Here is a 19,962-nt window from a genome sequence, read left to right as displayed (position 1 = left end):
AGAAATATAGTTGTCATGACCTCGAACGAACATGTAAAGGTAAACTCAATATCACCAAACGAAAAGTTACCCCAAGATACTAAAGTTATTGTAGGTATGTCGGGTGGTGTTGATTCATCTGTTTCTGCTTATTTATTAATTGAACAAGGCTACCAAGTTGAAGGCTTGTTCATGAAAAATTGGGAAGAAGATGATAATGACGAATATTGTGCGGCAGCAGAAGACTTAGCAGATGCACAAAATGTTTGTGAGAAATTAGGTATAAAGCTTCATACCATTAATTTTGCTACCGAATATTGGGATAATGTTTTTGAGTATTTTCTTGCTGAATATAAAGCAGGCAGAACGCCTAACCCTGATATTATGTGTAATAAAGAAATTAAATTTAAAGCATTTCTTGAATTTGCATGTGAAGATTTAGCCGCTGACTACATTGCTACGGGCCATTATGTGCAACGTGAGTTTAATGATGGTAAATGGCAAATGCTTCGCGGTCTAGACAGTAATAAAGATCAAAGCTATTTCCTTTACACATTAAGTCACCTGCAAGTAGGCAGAACACTATTTCCTGTTGGACATATTGAAAAGCCAGAAGTACGCGCTATCGCTGAAAAGGCTGACTTGATCACCCATAATAAAAAAGATAGTACCGGTATTTGCTTTATTGGTGAACGCAAATTTAAAGATTTTTTGGGTAAATATTTACCCGCACAACCGGGCATAATAGAAACACCTGAAGGCGAAGCTATTGGTGAGCATGACGGTTTGATGTATCACACTTTAGGTCAGCGCAAAGGTTTACGTATCGGCGGGCTTGCAAATGCTGGTGAAGCGCCATGGTATGTGGTTGATAAAGATCTTGAGCGTAACGTATTAATCGTTGGTCAAGGCCATGATCACCCTCGCCTATTCTCTAAAGGTTTAGTAGCAAATCAATTGCACTTAGTCGACAGAATAGACTTAACCACGCCAATTTCATGCACAGTAAAAACACGATATCGACAAGAAGATGTCGCATGTAATCTTTCACCTATGGCCAATGGTGAATACTTAGTGATGTTTGCAGAGCCACAAAGCTCAGTAACACCCGGACAGTCTGTGGTGTTTTATCAAGATAATATTTGCCTAGGTGGCGGTATTATTAATTCCCTTATTCGTTAATAAAAGATATGCATGAATAATTTAGAAAAACAAACAATTACCCTGGCTGCAATATGTCAAGCCTCAGCGCTAGTGCAAAATATAGCGCGTACTGGCTCAGTAGAAGAAACCGAACTCGCTATTATGCTAAACAGCATTATGGTGACATCACCAGATAGCATATTAGAAGTTTACAGCAACGATATTGCGCATTTAAAGTCCGGTTTAAAAGCTTTAATAGAGCAACTTGGCAGTCAAACTAAAGAGAAAGATCCAGAGTTAACCCGATATGTTGTCAGTTTATTAGGGTTAGAGCGTCGATTAGCCAACAAAAAAGGGCAATTAGCGCTTTTGGGTGATCGCATTGAACAAAGTCAACGACAACTAGCGCATTACGATATTACTAGCGAGACTCTTATTGCTAGTTTAGCCAGTATTTATAGTGACCTACTAAGCCCTATCGGTACACCAATACAAGTTGCTGGCGAACCTAATTTGCTAAAACAGCAAAGCAATCAACATAAAATCCGTGCGCTATTACTTGCTGGTATTCGTTCAAGTGTATTATGGCGTCAAGTCGGTGGAAAACGTAGAAATATACTCTTTGGTCGCACAAAAATGGTCGCGTGCGCTCAACAATTACTTAAAGAAATTTAAATATAACCTCAGGAATATACTATGGAACTTTCAGCATTAAGTGCGATATCACCGGTTGACGGTCGTTATGGCAGTAAAGTTAAATCATTACGCCCTATTTTCAGCGAATTTGGCTTAATAAAATACCGTGTTACGGTTGAAGTACGCTGGTTACAAAAATTAGCTACGACTGCTGAAATAGCCGAAGTACCTGAATTTTCGGCAGAAGCTAACGCGTTATTAAATGCAATTGTTAGTGACTTCTCTGAAGCCGACGCGCAAAATATTAAAGATATTGAAGCAACAACCAACCATGATGTAAAAGCCGTTGAGTATTTTCTAAAAGAAAAAATTAGTCATAATGCTGAATTAAATGCCATTACTGAGTTTATTCATTTTGCTTGTACATCTGAAGATATCAATAACCTTTCACACGGTTTAATGTTATCTGACTGTCGTGAAACAGTATTGATGCCAATGATAGACGATATTCTTGCTGATATTAAAGCGTTAGCCATTGAATATAAAAACATACCAATGATGTGTCGTACACATGGTCAACCGGCTTCTCCTAGTACACTAGGTAAAGAAATGGCCAATGTATATGTACGCTTAAAACGCCAACGTAAGCAAATTGCTGAAGTTGAAATGTTAGGTAAAATTAATGGTGCAGTGGGTAATTATAATGCCCACTTATCAGCTTACCCTGAAGTAAATTGGCACAATTTTGCTGATGAATTTGTTAACTCGTTAGGCTTAAGCTTTAACGCGTTTACCACACAAATTGAACCGCATGATTATATAGCAGAGCTATTCGACGCTATTGCACGCTTTAACACCATATTAATTGATTTCGACCGTGATATTTGGGGTTATATCGCCATGGGACATTTCAAGCAAAGAACGATTGCCGGTGAAATTGGCTCATCAACTATGCCGCATAAAGTTAACCCTATCGATTTTGAAAACTCTGAAGGTAACTTAGGTATTGCCAATGCTTTGTTTACGCATTTAGCCCAAAAATTACCTATTTCCCGCTGGCAGCGCGATCTAACTGACTCTACTGTTCTACGTAACTTAGGGGTTGGTTTTGCACATACATTAATTGCTTATCAAGCAACTCGTAAAGGTATCAGTAAATTACAAGTTAATGAAGCAAACTTGTTAGCTGAACTAGATTCAAACTGGGAAGTGTTGGCCGAACCAATTCAAACTGTAATGCGTCGATACGGTATTGAAAAACCTTATGAAAAACTTAAAGAGTTAACCCGTGGTAAACGTGTTAATGGTGACTCAATGCGCGAATTTATTATGACGTTAGCATTACCAGACGCTGCAAAAGCACAGTTATGTGAAATGACACCAGCCTCTTACATTGGTCGAGCTGTAGAGTTTATCAATGAACTAGACTAGTTTATTAATATAAGCTTTTAAGATTAAAAAAAGGGATCCTATAGGCTCCCTTTTTGTTATTTAATTATAAATATCAAAAGTTTGTACTATACAATCCACTAGAAAAGCTAGTTACATTGTTCGTAAGCTTTTGATAACAAGGTTGCACTATGAATATTGAATCAGTCAATTGGGGGGAATTATCCCCAGAAATATTTCTTAAACAATACTGGCAAAAAAAACCGTTATTGATCAAACAAGCTTTTACTGACTTTGAAGACACAATATCAGCGGATGAACTTGCCGGCTTAGCGATGGAACAAGAAATAGAGTCTCGCATTATCAGTGTTAACAACCAAGGTGACTGGCAAGTTGATCATGGTCCATTTGAAGATTTCTCAAAGTATGGGGAAGATAATTGGACATTATTGGTGCAAGCAGTAAACAACTGGTCTCGACCCACTCATAACTTGCTTAGCCCTTTTTCGTTCATACCTAACTGGCGCATAGATGATGTGATGGTCAGCTTTTCAACACCAAAAGGCGGTGTAGGCGCTCATTTAGACCAATATGATGTTTTTATAATCCAAGGTAGCGGGAAACGACATTGGCAAGTTGGTGCGCCTGATAATACCTTAACAAACTTATTACCGCATGCAGATCTAAAACAAGTTTCACCTTTTACGCCTGTTATTGATGACATTACCGAACCAGGAGATTTACTGTATATACCGCCTAATCATCCACATAAAGGCGTATCTATTGAAAATTCGGTTAATTTCTCTATTGGTTTTCAAGCGCCATCAAGTCAAGACTTATGGTCAAGTTTCGCTGATAACCTCATTGATAATAATTTAGGCGAACAAAGATTTAGCGATCCAGAAAGACCACTACCTGAAACTAGCTTTACTATCACGCAACAAGATAAGCAGCAATTAAAAGCATTTATGCTGCAAAACCTTGAGCAAGAGAGTTTCTTTGAACAATTTATTGGGCAATATTTAACTCAAGGTCATCATGCTTTGGAAATATTAGTACCCGTTGAAGATATAGATGAAGATAAGCTCAGCGATATATTATCTGAACCTGACATTTTATTTATGCCAGTATCTGGCTTGAAAGCCGCCATAATTAACGACAAGCAAGCAACACTGTTTATAAATGGTGAGAACTTTGCTTTAGAAAGCCAAACTCTAGCGTTGGCTGAACAGTTAGCACAACAAAAACCTTTAAGTACCGGTGAAGTAAAAAAACTTGCTGTTTGTTTGAAAAACATACAATTGTTAACTAATGTTTTAAATAAGGGTTATTGGTATATAGAATAATAAATGTCATACACGGTGAGTAGAGTGAAGTGGGAGCAAGCAGCTCCCTTACTTAAAAATGTTAGAGAACAGGTATTTGTTTATGAATGGCGAATACCTAAAAAAATTGAGTTTGATCGCAAAGATCACTTCGCGAATCATGTGCTTGCTTGTCACGATAAAACACAACAACCGATAGGAACCGGCCGTATTTTATCTTCTGGTGAAATTAGCCGAATTGCGGTATTAAAGCGCTACCGTAAAGATCAAGTCGATAGAATCATTTTACAAAAGCTGTTTAGCATAGCCCAAGAGATGAAACTAAAGGAAATATTTATATATAGCCCTTTAGAGACAATCGATTATTTTCGTGAAAATCATTTCAATACTTCTGGCGCTGTATTTATGGAAGCTGGTATGCCTAAACAAAAAATGACTTGTCTACTCAATAAAGCAACAGTAGCTAAATATTATCTAAGCCATTAAGTTAGCTTAGATAATATTTAAAGATCTTTAGTTTAAATGAGTGACTAAACCCATATTTCATCTTTAGCATAAAGTTGATATAGCCCTTCAGCTTTTGTCATTAATAATTTTGCATAATCCAATTGTTCTTGTGTTTCACTTTTCAAAAGCTTATCAGCTTGTATTTGCCATTTAAAAGTAAAATGACGTAAAACATTACGTGCAGATTCGTTTTCTTCCAACACCAAATGGTCTGTAGGTAAATCGCCACAAATAACCCAAACTTTTGTTTTGTCTAATAAATTAATCTTCCATACTGCCATTAATGGTATTAAGTAACGGCTTTCAGTATCAGCCACACTTTCTGCAACTAAGCCTTTTTGCGCAAGGTATTTAGTTGCTTTTAAATAATGTTCACGTACCCACTCTTGTTGCTGTTCTTCGGTCATTTCTAATTTATTTGTCATATTTTTGGTCTTTTTATTGATTATTTTAATAAGTTTTTAACAATCGGAAAGTTTGTATGAAATAGTTCACAGCAAAGTTCAAATTTATTTATAGCTTAGCTAGCGAAGCATTTGCCTAAATGGTATTGTGCGCAGCGAATTATTACAACCCTAGTTTAAGTCAAATTAATCTTAAACTATTTCTAATACCAATTGAATTAAGTAAGTGAACATTTTAAGCAAGACTAAATATTTATGAACAAGGCGCGTGATAGAACAATAGCTAGCTATTGGGATTGAAAGTAACGCAGGTATTAGATATTTAAGTCGTCTTAAAATTATTTTTTTATCTCAATTGGTATAATATTATTGGAGATTTCGATAGTGGCCGTTTTCGATTTAGTAGATTTTGATAACCACGAGCAAGTAGTTTACTGCAGTGACGAAGCGTCAGGGCTTAAAGCAATTATAGCTGTTCATAGCACAGCATTAGGACCTGCAGCTGGCGGGTGTCGTTTTTGGGATTATGCAAGCGATGAAGCAGCGCTTAAAGATGTATTACGCTTATCTAAAGGCATGACATATAAAAATGCTATGGCCGGTTTAAAGCTTGGCGGTGGTAAAGGTGTTATTATTGGCGATGCAAAAACGCTAAAATCAGAAGCACTATTTAAAGCTTTTGGTCAGGCCGTTAATAATTTGAATGGCCGTTACTATACGGCTGAAGATATTAATATCACTACAGGTGATATGGCCATTGTTAACCAAAGCACAGCTTTTGTTTCTGGGCTTGAAGGTAAAAGTGGTAACCCTGGCCCCTTCACTGCTTTAGGCACTTTCCTAGGTATTAAAGCCGCGGTTAAATTTAAGTTAGGTAAAGACGACTTATCTGGCATTAAAGTGGCTGTTCAAGGTTTAGGCAGTGTAGGTTATTCACTTTGTGAAAAATTACATGCCGCTGGAGCAGAATTAATCGTTACCGATATTAATCAAGCTACCTTAGAAAAAGCAGAGAAGGAGCTAAATGCTAAAGTCGTGGGATTAGACGATATATATAGCCAAGATGTAGATGTATACTCTCCTTGTGCTCTTGGTGCGTCAATTAATGATGAAAGCATTGCACAATTAAAAGCCAGTATTGTAGCCGGTTGTGCAAATAACCAGTTATCTGAGTCACGTCATGATAAAGCATTACTCGACAAAGGAATTTTGTACGCGCCTGATTATGTAATTAATGCGGGTGGTATTATTAATGTTGCTTTAGAGATATACCCTGAACCTTATTGTGCAAAAAGTGCAACAAAGCTTGTAGAGAATATTTACAACACCTTGATGACAGTTTTTGAAACAGCACAATCAAATAATATGCCTACAGGCTTTATTGCCGACGAAATGGCGCGTAATATTATTGCTAATGGTTCGAAATAGTAGAATAAAAAGCTATCAGGATTAAAATAACGCCTTAAACAATAAAAGCACCTTTAGGTGCTTTTATTGTTTTTAAAAGTAATATTCAATAATGCTTACATTTAATCAACACCATTAACTATTACTTCAAAACTTATAACGCGGCTAATAAAGCCTGAACTGGATGTAAGGTCACTTTATTGTCTAGACGTTTTATCTGGCTGCGACAAGAATAGCCCGTAACCAACACTTGCTCTGTGGTTAGCTCCGCAACTTTATTCTGCCAGCTCATTTTATACAGCGATGTTGAGTTATCCAAATTAACCTTTTCATGTCCATAGGTGCCTGCCATACCACAACAACCCACAGATACATTCGCTAGATTCAAACCAAAATGTTTGAATATATGTTGCCACTGCCCTTCACTACCGGCTAAAGCGGTTTTTTCTGTACAATGCGCAAACAACTTATATGCAATAGTGCTTTGATTATCGGCTAAGTTAATTGAGGTACTGGCTTTTTCTTCGATAATCGATATTAACCATTCATGGGCCAACTTCACTTCAAAATCACCGCGGTTATTACCCAATACCTGCTTATACTCGTCCCTAAAACATAATACCATTGAGGCATCTAAGCCCACCATAGGCAACGCTAATTGATGAACTTGATTCAAAAATTCAGCGGTTGATTTTGCTGTCTTTGCAAACTTAGCTAAAAAGCCTTTAACATGCTGCGGTTTACCGTTTGGTTTAAATGGCAAAAGTATGGGGTCAAAACCCAGTTTTTTCACCAACAACATAAAGTCTTCAACTACTTTTGCATCATAAAAAGAAGTAAAAGGGTCTTGAACGATGAGCAACAATTTTGCACGTTCATCGACAGGCATGCTTTTCAGTTTTGATAAGTCAAAAGGTGTGAAGTTATGCTCGGATGTTCTATGCGTTAAGGTCGGAATTGACAATAATGGCGTATCAACATAACCAATAGTCACTTGCGATAATTTATCGTAAACATTAGACGCTAACACACTGTTTACCAATTTTGGCATTTTTGCCATGATGGGTGTCATCGATTCTACATTCGCCACCAAATGATCTTTTAGCGGTCTAAAGTATCGTGTGTGATATAAGTTTATAAATCGAGCTCTAAAATCGGGTACATCCACTTTAACAGGACACTGACTAGCACATGCTTTACACGCTAAACAGCCTTGCATCGCCTCCATAACTTCGTGAGAAAAATCTTCAGTATCATCACCATTAAACTGGTTGTTGAAACGATTTTTCACCTTATCGATAAGGCTTTTGATTGACCAGTTTTGTATATTCTGTTCCATGGCGAGAACATCAACGCCCTTAGCTTCTAATAAACGCAACCACTCGCGCATTAGGCCAGCTCTACCTTTCGGAGACTGTCTTCGGTCACGCGTTACCTTACTTGAAGGGCACATAGGGCTATCTAAGTCATAATTAAAACATAATCCGTTACCGTTACAATCAAGGGCTGAATTGAATGAGTCTTTTACCGTTATTGGTATTTGTCTATCGTAAAATCCACGCTTTGTATCATCAACAGAAACTAACTTATCAGTAGATTCAAATGGCGTACAAATTTTGCCTGGGTTCATTTTATTTAACGGGTCAAAAGCCGCTTTAATTTTTCGTAATTCGCTAAACAACGCCTCACCAAAAAATTCAGGGCCATATTCACTACGATACCCTTTGCCATGTTCGCCCCACATTAATCCGCCATATTTAGCGGTTAACGCAACGACTTTATCTGAAATTTCTCTCAGTAAAATTTCTTGCTCAGGGTCACACATATCAAGTGCAGGTCGCACATGTAAAACGCCAGCATCAACATGGCCAAACATGCCGTAGTGCAAACCATAACCATCGAGTAACGCTCGAAATTCAGCAATATAATCGGCTAAATTTTCTGGTGGAACGGCTGTATCTTCAGCAAATGCTAATGGTTTTTGACTACCTTTTGTATTCCCTAATAACCCTACCGCTTTTTTTCGCATGGTATAAAGTTTACCAATGCTTGCAAGGTCAGACGTGACTTGGTAACCAATAACACCGGTTTTATTCGCAATATCTTTGTCTAGTTCTGCACATAACGCGGATACTTGATCTGCTACGCTCTCAATACTTTCACCGTTATATTCCACCATGTTAATGCCGTCCATAACAGCGCCATCAACATCTTGCAGCATATCACTCACCAATTGCCAAACAATATCTTGTTTAGCGAGATTGAGTACGGTGCTGTCTATTGTTTCTACCGACGTAGCTTTAGCTTCAACTAAACGAGGCGAGTGACGCAGAGCAGAGTCAAAACTGTCATATTTAATGTTGATTAACGTTTTTGCGTTCGCAATCGGTGTTAAATTTAGTTTTGCTTTACAGACAAATGCAAGCGAACCTTCTGAACCAGTGATAATACGACTTAGATCAACCATAGATAAATCGTCGTTAAAAACGTTTTCTAAATCATAGCCCGTGAGGAATCGGTTCAAACGAGGGAATTTTTCTAAAATCAGCTTACGGTTATCAACACATGTATTAAGCACTTGTTGCATTAATTTTGCTTCTGTACTGTCCTGTTTCGCTAGTGACTGTGCTTGTGCCATAGTTTGCGGTTTGGTAATAAGTAACTCACCGTTAGCTAATACACTTTCAAGCGCTAAAACATGATCAGAAGTTTTACCATAAACCAAAGAGCCTTGACCTGAAGCATCAGTATTGATCATGCCACCAACCGTTGCTCGATTACTGGTTGATAAATCAGGAGAAAAGAAAAAACCATAAGGTCTTAAATAATCATTAAGTTGGTCTTTAATCACACCGGCTTCGACACGAACCCAATTTTCTTCAACGTTAATCTCTAAAATTCGGTTCATGTATTTTGATAAATCAACCACAATACCAGGTGTTAAGCTTTGTCCATTGGTGCCTGTTCCACCGCCACGAGCACTAAATTTTATCGCGTTAAATTTTTCTTCGTTACCCAATAAGGTAATAACTTGAATATCTAGTTTGGTTCGTGGATGAAGTACTAATTGAGGAAGTTGTTGATAAATACTGTTATCAGTTGCATGCGCTAAACGAGCGCTGTATTGAAAATTTATATCACCTGAAAAATTTTTAGTCGCCAAGATTTTGGCAAACTCTTGATATAAAGGAGAAACTAACTCTTGAGGACTTAAGCGAGGTAACATAGATAAATTTCTATTAACAACATTATGTGGCCAATATTATATCATGGGATTTTGTTAATTTGCTCGTTAAACAGAAAAAGCCTAAGAACTTTTTTTATCTTTGTTATGACAAAAAAGTGCCTAGGCTTTAATTAATGTAAAAATATCTTAAACCGAAGTTAACTCAAACAATAATTACTTTTTATTGTGTTGCTCTGCTAAATATAACCATGTCGGTAATACGGTATCTGGGTTAAGCGAAAGGCTTTCAATTCCTTTATCCACTAACCAAGCAGCAAAGTCTTCATGGTCTGATGGACCTTGACCACATATACCCACATATTTGCCACGTGCTTTACAGGCTTTAATCGCCATTTCAAGCAAGATTTTAATCGCAGGATCTCGTTCATCAAACAAATGCGCAACTAAGCCTGAATCACGGTCTAAGCCTAAAGTTAATTGCGTTAAATCGTTTGAGCCAATTGAGAAACCATCAAAGTAATCTAGAAATTGGTCGGCGAGCAAGGCGTTTGAAGGTAACTCACACATCATGATGATACGTAAACCATTTTCACCACGCTTTAAACCATGCTCAGCTAGAATATCAATAACCTCTGCTGCTTCACCAAGTGTTCGTACAAACGGGATCATAATCTCAACATGAGTCATATCCATATCGTTTCGAACACGTTTAATGGCTTCACACTCAAGCGCAAAACAATCTCTAAAGTCTTTAGATATATAACGCGAAGCACCACGATAGCCAATCATAGGATTTTCTTCTTCTGGCTCAAAGTTTTCACCACCGACTAAGTTCGCATACTCATTTGACTTAAAGTCAGACATACGCACAATAACTTTTTCTGGGGCATATGCTGCAGCCAATGTAGAAATACCTTCGGTTAGCTTGGCAATATAAAACTCAACCGGGTTGTCGTAACCTGCGATAATATCGCGAATTTCATCTTGTAAATCTGCTGATTGCTCATCAAAATTTAATAACGCTTTAGGGTGAACACCAATCATTTTGTTGATAATAAACTCTAAACGCGCCAAACCAATACCGGCATGCGGTAAACGAGCAAAAGCAAATGCACGATCAGGATTACCAACATTCATCATTATTTTCAACGGTAAATCTGGCATTGAATCAACTTCTGAAGTCGTAACAGTGAAATCCAATTTACCTTGGTAAATAAAGCCTGTATCGCCTTCAGCACAAGAAACCGTTACTTTATCGCCTGTCGCAATTTTTTTAGTAGCATCGCCACAACCGACAACTGCAGGGATACCCATTTCACGTGCGATAATTGCAGCATGGCACGTTCGACCACCACGATTAGTTACAATCGCAGAAGCACGTTTCATGATCGGCTCCCAATCAGGATCTGTCATATCCGTGACTAACACATCACCAGGTAAAATTTTATCCATTTCAGCTAACGAAGATAATACTTTTGCTTCACCACTGCCTATTTTATGACCAATAGAGCGCCCTTCACAAATGATAGGAGCACTTGACTGCAATTGGAATTGCTCCATTACATTGGCATTTTCACGACTTTTTACTGTTTCAGGGCGAGCTTGAACAATATAAAGTTTACCGTCTAGGCCGTCTTTAGCCCATTCAATATCCATAGCACGACCGTAGTGTTTTTCAATAATTACAGCTTGTTTTGCTAACTCTTCCACTTCTTTATCATTCAGTGAAAATGTATCTGATTGTGCTTGGTCTATATCAACAATTTCAACTTGCTTGCCATGTTCTTGATTAGCAGCGTAAATCATTTTTATCGCTTTACTGCCAATATTTCTGCGAACTACCGCAGGTTTACCTTTGGCTAATGTTGGTTTGTGAACATAGAATTCATCAGGATTAACCGCACCCTGCACGACCATTTCACCTAAACCGTAACTCGAAGTAATAAATACCACATCTTCAAAGCCTGATTCAGTATCAATAGAGAACATTACACCACTTGATGAAATATCACTGCGCACCATACGCTGAATACCGGCGGAGAGTGCTACACCACGATGGTCGTAACCTTGATGCACTCGGTATGAAATAGCACGATCATTAAAAAGAGAGGCAAAAACGTGTTTAATAGCGATCATGACTGCATCGAGTCCACGAACGTTTAGGAAGGTTTCTTGCTGACCAGCAAAAGAGGCGTCTGGCATATCTTCAGCAGTTGCAGATGAACGAACAGCAAATGAAGCGTCGTTAGCAAAGCCATCAGAAAGCTTTATGTAAGCTTGTTCAATATCTTTCTGCATATCTGGTAAGAATGGTGTATCGATAACCCATTGACGGATTTTCTGGCCACATTCAGCTAATGCATTTACATCACTGACATCTAAATCATCAAGTAAATGATAAATTTTATCGTTCAAACCACTTTGTTCTAGAAATTCATTAAAAGCAAACGAGGTAGTAGCAAAACCACCTGGCACTTGCACACCAACATTTGAAAGGTTGGAAATCATTTCACCCAATGACGCATTTTTACCGCCGACACGGTCTACATCATTCATTCCTAAATTTTCATACCAAAGCACGTATTCTTGCACGACAACATCTCCACTAGACATAATAAAATTTAAGAAAGTTATCTATAAAATATCGGCTAAAAATATCTTTCTTAACGCTTTTATCAGTTTATGTATCATTAAGTGGTTTATTTCATGTCACAGACATTTTACACTGCTAACTTTGAAACTAAAGTACTATTTCAAAGTTTTAACCTTCTAATAAAGAATAATATAGAATTATATTAAGGAATAATCATGCGAGCAGCTTTTTATATATCTGACGGAACGGCGATCACTTCTGAAGTATTTGGTCACGCGCTTTTGTCTCTTTTTCCTATGGAGTTTGAGCACGACACTATTTCCTTTGTCGAAACAAAAGAAAAAGCAATAGATGCCTGTAAGCGAATCAATAAAGCAGCGAAGCGCACCGGCGTGCCTCCTTTAGTGTTTCACACCTTTGTTAATCCAGATATTAGAGAAATTATCGACGGCTGCGATGGCATAATTTATAATTTTCTTGAACATTTTATCGCTCCGCTTGAAGAAAAACTGGGGATTAAAGCGAAACCCAAAGCGCATAGAACCCACAGTATTCACGAAAATAGTTATGATTATCGAATTGACGCGGTTAATTACTCTTTAGCCAATGACGATGGTTCAAATGTCACTAACTATGAACATGCTGATGTAATACTCGTGGGCGTTTCACGTTCAGGTAAAACTCCAACAGCTCTTTATTTAGCACTTCAATATGGTATCAAGGCAGCAAACTACCCTTTTACCGATGATGATATGGATGAATTACAAATTCCGTCATTTTTAAAAATGCACAAAAAGAAAATATTCGGTTTAACTATCGATGCAGAACGTTTGGTTGATATTCGTGACGGTAGAATGGCGAACACCAAATACTCTTCTGCGCGCCAATGTCGGATGGAAGTACGTGAAGTCGAAAAACTCTATAAACAAGAGAAGATTCCATTTTTGAACACCACTAAACTATCAGTTGAAGAAATTACCGCCAAAATACTCTCAGAAACGGGCTTACAGCGCTATAAATATTAACTTATAACAATTTAGTTACATAAAATATTAGAAAGCGGTTCACATAATTGCTTATTTTCGTTATGTTAGCGCGATATAATTATTGCGCTGCATCAATATGTGCAGGCTAACCAGCATTTGATATACCATGACCATAAAAACAGATGAATTTAGAACCACATTAATTGATAGTTTAGTTTCGCCTGCCGAACTCGCTGAGCAAATACCACTTGACGACGCCACAGCGAATTTCATAATCAAGAGCCGTAAAGAAATTGAAGCCATTATTGGAGGCGACGATAAGCGTTTGCTTGTTATTATTGGCCCTTGTTCAATTCATGACACAGCAGCCGCTATAGATTACGCAAAAAAATTAAAAACCTTACAAGAAAAGTATGCCAATGAATTACTCATTGTTATGCGCGTATATTTTGAAAAGCCTCGTACAACCGTGGGTTGGAAAGGTTTAATCAGCGATCCTGATCTAGATAAATCATTCAAAGTAGCTAAGGGCTTAAATTTAGCCCGTAACCTGTTAATGGAAATTAATAAGTTAGGACTCGCTGCTGGTACAGAATTTTTAGATATGGTAACTGGCCAATATATTTCTGACTTGATCAGTTGGGGTGCTATTGGTGCTCGTACAACTGAAAGCCAAGTACACAGAGAGCTAGCTTCTGCACTTTCGTGCCCTGTAGGCTTTAAAAACGGTACTGACGGTAATATTCAAATAGCAGTTGACGCTATCAAAGCGTCAAGTGTTCCACATGTGCTTTACTCTCCGGATAAAAGTGGCCAAATGTGTATTTATCAAACACACGGTAACCCATATGCACATGTAATATTACGTGGCGGTAAAGAGCCAAACTATCAAGAAGAGTATATTACGAATACTTGTAATACCTTAGCGAAAGCAAATTTACCTGAGAAGGTAATGATAGATTGCAGTCACGGTAATAGTTACAAAGATCATAATAAACAAATGGATGTCGCTAATTCATTAGCTGAGCAAATAAACTCAGGCAACCAGTCTATTTTTGGCGTAATGATTGAAAGCTTTATGGTTGCAGGTAACCAAAAAGTAATTCCTCAGCAGCCTTTAGTGTATGGACAAAGTATTACCGATGCGTGTATTAACTTAGACACTAGTGACGAAATACTTAACATATTAGCTAACGCGATTAAAACTAGAAAATAAATAACGTACAAATAATTAGAGGGTGTATTTAAGATAGTAAATTATATAAACACACTCTTTAAAAGGCCCGGTAACATAATTTGTTATCGGGTCTTTTGCTTTAAATCAAGCCAGAAATTTACCTAGGCGAACTTTGTTGATTAGATTTACTGGAATGTAAAAACTAAACTTACCCAGTAAATTCAAACTCTTTTGTATTCATGCAGCCGCGAATACCGTACATCCTGTAAATGCACGCTCTTTTGCATCCATGCAACCGCGAATACCGTACATCCTGTACATGAAAGCTCTTTTGCATCCATGCTACCGCGAATACCGTACATCCTGTACATGCACGCTCTTTTGCATCCATGCTACCGCGAATACCGTACATCCTGTACATGTACGCTCTTTTGCATCCATGCAATCGCGAATACCGTACATCCTGTACATGCACGCTCTTTTGCATCCATGCAATCGCGAATACCGTACATCCTGTACATGCACGCTCTTTTGCATCCATGCAACCGCGAATACCGTACATCCTGTACATAAAAAAACCGGATATCAAATTGATATCCGGTTTTTGTTTAACTTGTTAACGTGTGTTTGAAAAAGTACTTCTTGTTAAAAGAAGTTAGCTTTAAATTCAACACCCCAGAAGCGAGGTTCGTTAACATAACCTGTTAAATTATTGAAATCGATAGCACCAGTAAGTTGCTCTTCATCAGTAATATTACGGCCAAAAACAGCGACTTCATATTCAGCGCCATCTGTGTACCATTCATAACCAACACGAACGCCACCTTCTAATAATGCATCACCCGTAAACTCAGTTGACTCATATAAGAAGAAGTTAACTTCACTACGGTAAGACCAATCAGTGTAAAAATAAACCTCACCATCACCAATTTCTTTTGTCCAACGAGCTGCAAAGTTTGAAATCCACTCTGGAGATTGTGGTAATGAATTACCATCGATCATCGCTAAACCGTCACCATTTAATGGTGAAGTTACCGTACAACCGCCGCCACAACCAGGCACCGCAACGGTATCATCTTGTAATTCTGTATGGTTGTAGCTTACGCTAGCCGTTAATACTAAATCGTCAGTAACAAAGTATTCTGAGTCAAGCTCAAAACCATAACCAACCGACTTATCAGCATTAAGTAGACTTGCAACGTTACCAGAACCACCTACAGCGGTTAACTGCTGGTCATTAACAACATAGTAGTAAACAGAGCCATCAACACGGGCGGTATTTTCTGCAAATACTGATTTAAAACCTGTTTCTACTGAATCAACAGTTTCAGAATCAGCCGTTGTTGAGTTTGCTGAGAATAGTAAACTACGACCTTGAATACTTGGAGCACGGTAACCACGAGCTAAACGTGCATATACGTTGGTCTCGTCATTTAATTTGTAACTTGCACTTAAATCACCGCTTACTTGTGAGTCTTGAACATTGTTACTTTCAGAAAAACTTGGTGCGCCAAATGGTGATTGAACTAGTTCGCCATCCCAATCACGTTTATCATCTGAATAACGTAAACCACCGTTAACTGTTAATTTATCTGAAACTTCGTAATCAAGTGAAGCAAAAACTGCCCAAGCTGAAGTTTCCATTTGTTGAATAGCAATACCGTCTTGTACGCCGCCAGCCAAAGTATTAAAACTTAAGTTATTAATCGTTAGGTCTTCGTCGAATAAGAAGTAACCAAATTGATAATCAAACTTACCTAGGTCATTACTAGCAATACGAATTTCTTGCGTAATTTGCTTATGATCAGGCATTCTTGCACCAGTTTCAGACGGAAAAGGTATAAAACCAGGTCCCATATAATCAGGTAAGAATGAAGCACCGTAACCACCATCTATATCGCCCACTGAAAACATTTCAGCAGACTCATAACCCGTAACAGAGGTTAACGTGTGATCGCCCATGTTATATTCAAGCTTTAAACTTGCGCCTTTCATTTCAACCGTTTGGTCGTTACGAACTGCAGCATCTTGAAATACAGTTTCACGATCAAAATCGTCAACTAATTCGTTAGTGCCTGGCTTAATAATGTTGGCTCTAAAAACACGAGAGTCAGCTTCTGCATCACGAAAGTGATAGTTAAATAGTGCAGAAAAATCATCACTTGGTTCCCATAACAATTGTAGGCGACCAGCACTTTCGCTGTAGCCACCCAATTGGTCTTCTGCTTCAAAACCAGGTGCTTTGTTGTCTATCCAGTCATCACGGTCTTGTTGTAATAAGGCAACGCGGGCTGATAATGTATCAGTTAAACCACCACCAACCGCTAAGCGTAAATCAGTGCTACCAAAACTACCGTATGAAGCAGAAATGTTAGCATCGAAATCTTGTGTTGGTTTTTTCGATTGTACTTTCACTATACCAGCTGGTGTATTACGACCAAAAAGTGTGCCTTGAGGACCACGTAAAACTTCTACGCGCTCAATGTCAAACATTGGCATACCTTTAGTTAAAGCATTTTCTAAAACTACATCATCATAAATTAATGAAACAGGTTGCGAGGCTAGTAGATCGAAATCTGTGTTACCTAAACCACGAATATAAAAACGGGGAAATGTACGACCGAAAGATGATTCAATTAACAAACTCGGTACTTTCGCAGAAAGTGCTCTAACATCCATACCAGATGAACCTAGTACTTCAAGCTTTTTAGGGGTAAGTGCTGATACAGAAATAGGAACTTCTTTGATATTTTCTGTACGTTTACGAGCGGTAACTTCAATAACTTCAACGCCTACAACATCAGCGTTTTTAGCATTTTCTTGTGCTAGTGCAGCAGTTGAAACACCTGCAGCAGACGCCAAAATAGCCGCATTCACGCAAAGTGCGAGCGACGTTTTATTAAAAACATTCATTTAGTACTCTCCCAAGAACTGTTTATGTTTTGTGTAAAATTTATTACTTCTGTCTTTGCTATATATTAATGGCAAAGACATTAAGTTTAATTGCTATAAATCAAGATCAGATAAAAAACTTGTGCCGTAAGGCATTTTATCTAATGAAAATAAGTCTGCGATTGTTTGACCAATATCAGCAAAAGTACTTCTTTCCCCAATATTAACAGATCGTACCTTTTTGTGAAATGCAATAACAGGGACATATTCACGAGTATGGTCATTTCCAGGCCATGTAGGATCACAACCGTGGTCTGCCGTTAAAAACAGTACATCATCTTCGTTCATTGCTGAAATTATTTCAGGTATACGCGTATCAAAACTTTCTAATGCTAATGCGTAACCTACGGGGTCACGACGATGGCCATAGTCTTGATCAAAGTTGACTAAATTAGTAAAGATCAAACTATTGTCTTTTGCTGTATTTATATGTGAAATGGTTGCATCAACAAGCGCATCTATGCCCGTTGCTTTAGTTTTTTCACTGATACCTTGGTGTGCATATATATCTGCAATTTTACCAACACTGATCACATGGCCACCCGCTTGGGTGAATCTATCAAGTACCGTTGGTGAAGGAGGTAATATAGAATAGTCGCGTCTGTTACCTGTACGAGTAAAGTCTTCAGGACTATTGCCAATAAAAGGACGGGCGATAACACGACCAACATTCATATCAGAAAGCAGTTCTCTTACGGTTTCACAGTATTTGTATAGATTGTCTAAACCAAAATGTTCTTCATGGGCTGCAACTTGAAAGACGCTATCTGCAGATGTATAACAAATAGGTAAACCTGATTTAATATGTTCTTGTCCAAGCTCGTTAATAATGTCGGTACCTGATGCATGACAGTCACCTAATATACCGTTATAACCTGTTGCTTGATTTATTTTCTCAATAAGATCAGCAGGAAAAGCATGATCACCTTTAGGAAAGTAGTCCCAATCAAAAAGCACAGGAACACACATCATTTCCCAATGACCGCTAGGAGTATCTTTACCGGTACTTAACTCGGCAGCATAACCATACGCGCCTTGTTCAGGTTTTTGCTCTTCAACGGGGAATTCGCTATTACCCGCTTCAAAGGCGGCTTGAACTAAACCCATTTTAGCTAAATTAGGGACATTAATTTTACGCTTCTCATGTTTATAGAAGTGTCTTGATAAGTTAGCAAAAGTATTGGCACTGATATCGCCAAAGTCTGCTGCATCTGGTGCATGACCGATACCAAAACTGTCGATTACTAAAACTATTGCTCTTGCCATTTTTATTTCCTATCTGTAGTTCAAAGCATTTTAACAAAATTTTAAAATTTATCCTTGTAAATATCGATAAATTTCATGACCAGTTGGTCAACATGTGATACTTTACCTAGCAATAAATTATAGACAACAGATATTTTGTAAATATTTAACGCAGAGATGTTGCTTTTGCTTAAATTTTGATGAAATTCATATTAATTAGTCCATAATATGAGTGCGGTGAACTATATTCAGCATCACCGCAATTGATAATTACTTAACACTTTTGTTAATCATATTTTTAAGGCTCTCTGTTTTGCAAACCAATAAACCGACAATTATTGCGGTCACCGGTGCTTCGGCATCTGGCAAATCACTTTTTGCGCAAACTATTTACGATGAACTATTACCTGAGTTGGGCTCAAGTGGTATTGCTATTATCAAAGAAGATTCGTACTACAATAGTCAATCGCACCTTTCGATGGAAGAACGTGTAAAAACAAACTATGACCACCCTAATGCGTTTGAACATAGTTTACTATCGAAACATTTAACCTTATTAAGTGCTGGTGAAAGTGTTGATATACCTACTTATTGTTACAAAACCCATACCCGACTAGCAGAAACAGTTCATTTAGAACCAACCCCTATAATTTTAATAGAAGGCATTCTTTTATTTTCAGATAAAGAACTTAGAGATAAATTCGATATTAAAATTTATATTGATACCCCTCTTGATATTTGTCTTGTGCGCAGAATCAACCGCGATACCATCGAACGTTCACGTAGTATAGCGTCTATAACAGAACAATATTTAACTACTGTTCGCCCTATGTACCGCCAGCATATTGAACCCAACAAACCTTTTGCCGACATTGTAGTCACACGTGGTGGCAAAAATAGAATGGCAATTGAAATGTTAAAAGCAAAAATTCGTCAACTAATGAACAGACGTACATAACACGACATAAACAACAGAATTAACATAGATATAACTTAAATAAATATAATAACGATAACAAAATAATTTATGAG

Annotated in this window: 14 protein-coding genes; 9 read left to right on the top strand and 5 right to left on the bottom strand. The window is 37.8% G+C overall.

Features of this window, described 5'->3' with window-relative positions; genetic code table 11:
• Positions 1–15 precede the first annotated feature (15 nt).
• From mnmA to DBO93_RS08810, 5 genes are all read left to right on the top strand, one after another.
• Positions 16–1,161 (top strand): tRNA 2-thiouridine(34) synthase MnmA, encoded by a 1,146-nt coding sequence (gene mnmA, locus DBO93_RS08830; RefSeq protein WP_108456013.1) that lies wholly within the window; start codon positions 16–18, stop codon positions 1,159–1,161.
• Positions 1,162–1,173: 12 nt separating this feature from the next.
• Positions 1,174–1,797 carry a high frequency lysogenization protein HflD gene (hflD, locus tag DBO93_RS08825; protein WP_108456012.1) on the top strand — a complete coding sequence of 208 codons (624 nt, stop codon included), beginning with the start codon at positions 1,174–1,176 and terminating at the stop codon, positions 1,795–1,797.
• A gap of 21 nt (positions 1,798–1,818) precedes the next feature.
• On the top strand, positions 1,819–3,189 hold the full coding sequence (gene purB / locus DBO93_RS08820) for an adenylosuccinate lyase (RefSeq protein WP_108456011.1): 1,371 nt from the start codon (positions 1,819–1,821) through the stop codon (positions 3,187–3,189).
• Positions 3,190–3,338: 149 nt separating this feature from the next.
• A complete protein-coding gene (locus DBO93_RS08815; RefSeq protein WP_108456010.1) occupies positions 3,339–4,493 on the top strand; it encodes a cupin domain-containing protein in 1,155 nt (384 codons plus the stop codon).
• A gap of 3 nt (positions 4,494–4,496) precedes the next feature.
• Complete coding sequence (locus DBO93_RS08810; protein ID WP_108456009.1) at positions 4,497–4,958, top strand: GNAT family N-acetyltransferase; 462 nt, start codon at positions 4,497–4,499, stop codon at positions 4,956–4,958.
• Between the two features lie 44 nt (positions 4,959–5,002).
• Here DBO93_RS08810 and DBO93_RS08805 read toward each other — a convergent pair whose 3' ends face one another.
• Positions 5,003–5,404 carry a DUF4826 family protein gene (locus DBO93_RS08805; RefSeq protein WP_239059153.1) on the bottom strand — a complete coding sequence of 134 codons (402 nt, stop codon included), beginning with the start codon at positions 5,402–5,404 and terminating at the stop codon, positions 5,003–5,005.
• A gap of 363 nt (positions 5,405–5,767) precedes the next feature.
• Between DBO93_RS08805 and DBO93_RS08800 the strand changes: the two genes are divergently transcribed.
• Complete coding sequence (locus DBO93_RS08800; protein ID WP_108456008.1) at positions 5,768–6,811, top strand: Glu/Leu/Phe/Val dehydrogenase dimerization domain-containing protein; 1,044 nt, start codon at positions 5,768–5,770, stop codon at positions 6,809–6,811.
• A gap of 133 nt (positions 6,812–6,944) precedes the next feature.
• Here the strand turns inward: DBO93_RS08800 and DBO93_RS08795 are convergent, their stop codons facing one another.
• Positions 6,945–10,016 (bottom strand): FAD-binding and (Fe-S)-binding domain-containing protein, encoded by a 3,072-nt coding sequence (locus DBO93_RS08795; RefSeq protein ID WP_108456007.1) that lies wholly within the window; start codon positions 10,014–10,016, stop codon positions 6,945–6,947.
• A 174-nt stretch (positions 10,017–10,190) separates the two neighbouring features.
• A complete protein-coding gene (gene ppsA / locus DBO93_RS08790) occupies positions 10,191–12,569 on the bottom strand; it encodes a phosphoenolpyruvate synthase (RefSeq protein WP_108457785.1) in 2,379 nt (792 codons plus the stop codon).
• Between the two features lie 216 nt (positions 12,570–12,785).
• Here ppsA and DBO93_RS08785 point away from each other — a divergent pair, with 216 nt between their 5' ends.
• Together DBO93_RS08785 and DBO93_RS08780 are read left to right on the top strand one after the other, a co-directional pair.
• Positions 12,786–13,595, top strand: coding sequence for a pyruvate, water dikinase regulatory protein (locus DBO93_RS08785; RefSeq protein ID WP_108456006.1), 810 nt, complete (start codon positions 12,786–12,788; stop codon positions 13,593–13,595).
• A gap of 127 nt (positions 13,596–13,722) precedes the next feature.
• The gene (locus DBO93_RS08780) at positions 13,723–14,772 is read left to right on the top strand and encodes a 3-deoxy-7-phosphoheptulonate synthase (protein WP_108456005.1); all 1,050 of its coding nucleotides are present in this window, start codon (positions 13,723–13,725) and stop codon (positions 14,770–14,772) included.
• 606 nt (positions 14,773–15,378) lie between these two features.
• Here the strand turns inward: DBO93_RS08780 and DBO93_RS08770 are convergent.
• Both DBO93_RS08770 and DBO93_RS08765 read right to left on the bottom strand, forming a co-directional pair.
• Positions 15,379–17,646 (bottom strand): TonB-dependent receptor, encoded by a 2,268-nt coding sequence (locus DBO93_RS08770; protein ID WP_108456003.1) that lies wholly within the window; start codon positions 17,644–17,646, stop codon positions 15,379–15,381.
• A gap of 93 nt (positions 17,647–17,739) precedes the next feature.
• The gene (locus tag DBO93_RS08765; protein ID WP_108456002.1) at positions 17,740–18,951 is read right to left on the bottom strand and encodes a phosphopentomutase; all 1,212 of its coding nucleotides are present in this window, start codon (positions 18,949–18,951) and stop codon (positions 17,740–17,742) included.
• A 292-nt stretch (positions 18,952–19,243) separates the two neighbouring features.
• On the opposite strand from DBO93_RS08765, the gene udk reads away from it, so the two are divergent.
• On the top strand, positions 19,244–19,888 hold the full coding sequence (gene udk, locus DBO93_RS08760) for a uridine kinase (protein ID WP_108456001.1): 645 nt from the start codon (positions 19,244–19,246) through the stop codon (positions 19,886–19,888).
• Positions 19,889–19,962 lie beyond the last annotated feature (74 nt).

This window comes from Colwellia sp. Arc7-D (assembly GCF_003061515.1).
Lineage (GTDB): Bacteria > Pseudomonadota > Gammaproteobacteria > Enterobacterales > Alteromonadaceae > Cognaticolwellia.
Note: the sequence above shows the minus strand (reverse complement) of the source record. Positions and strands in the feature narration are given on the sequence as shown.

Bases quoted from the DNA above. Each gene is read 5' to 3' on its own strand.
- mnmA (WP_108456013.1), top strand. From the start codon at position 16: ATGACCTCGAACGAACATGTAAAGGTAAACTCAATATCACCAAACGAA.
- hflD (WP_108456012.1), top strand. From the start codon at position 1,174: ATGAATAATTTAGAAAAACAAACAATTACCCTGGCTGCAATATGTCAA.
- purB (WP_108456011.1), top strand. From the start codon at position 1,819: ATGGAACTTTCAGCATTAAGTGCGATATCACCGGTTGACGGTCGTTAT.
- DBO93_RS08815 (WP_108456010.1), top strand. From the start codon at position 3,339: ATGAATATTGAATCAGTCAATTGGGGGGAATTATCCCCAGAAATATTT.
- DBO93_RS08810 (WP_108456009.1), top strand. From the start codon at position 4,497: ATGTCATACACGGTGAGTAGAGTGAAGTGGGAGCAAGCAGCTCCCTTA.
- DBO93_RS08805 (WP_239059153.1), bottom strand. From the start codon at position 5,404: ATGACAAATAAATTAGAAATGACCGAAGAACAGCAACAAGAGTGGGTA.
- DBO93_RS08795 (WP_108456007.1), bottom strand. From the start codon at position 10,016: ATGTTACCTCGCTTAAGTCCTCAAGAGTTAGTTTCTCCTTTATATCAA.
- DBO93_RS08785 (WP_108456006.1), top strand. From the start codon at position 12,786: ATGCGAGCAGCTTTTTATATATCTGACGGAACGGCGATCACTTCTGAA.
- DBO93_RS08780 (WP_108456005.1), top strand. From the start codon at position 13,723: ATGACCATAAAAACAGATGAATTTAGAACCACATTAATTGATAGTTTA.
- DBO93_RS08770 (WP_108456003.1), bottom strand. From the start codon at position 17,646: ATGAATGTTTTTAATAAAACGTCGCTCGCACTTTGCGTGAATGCGGCT.
- DBO93_RS08765 (WP_108456002.1), bottom strand. From the start codon at position 18,951: ATGGCAAGAGCAATAGTTTTAGTAATCGACAGTTTTGGTATCGGTCAT.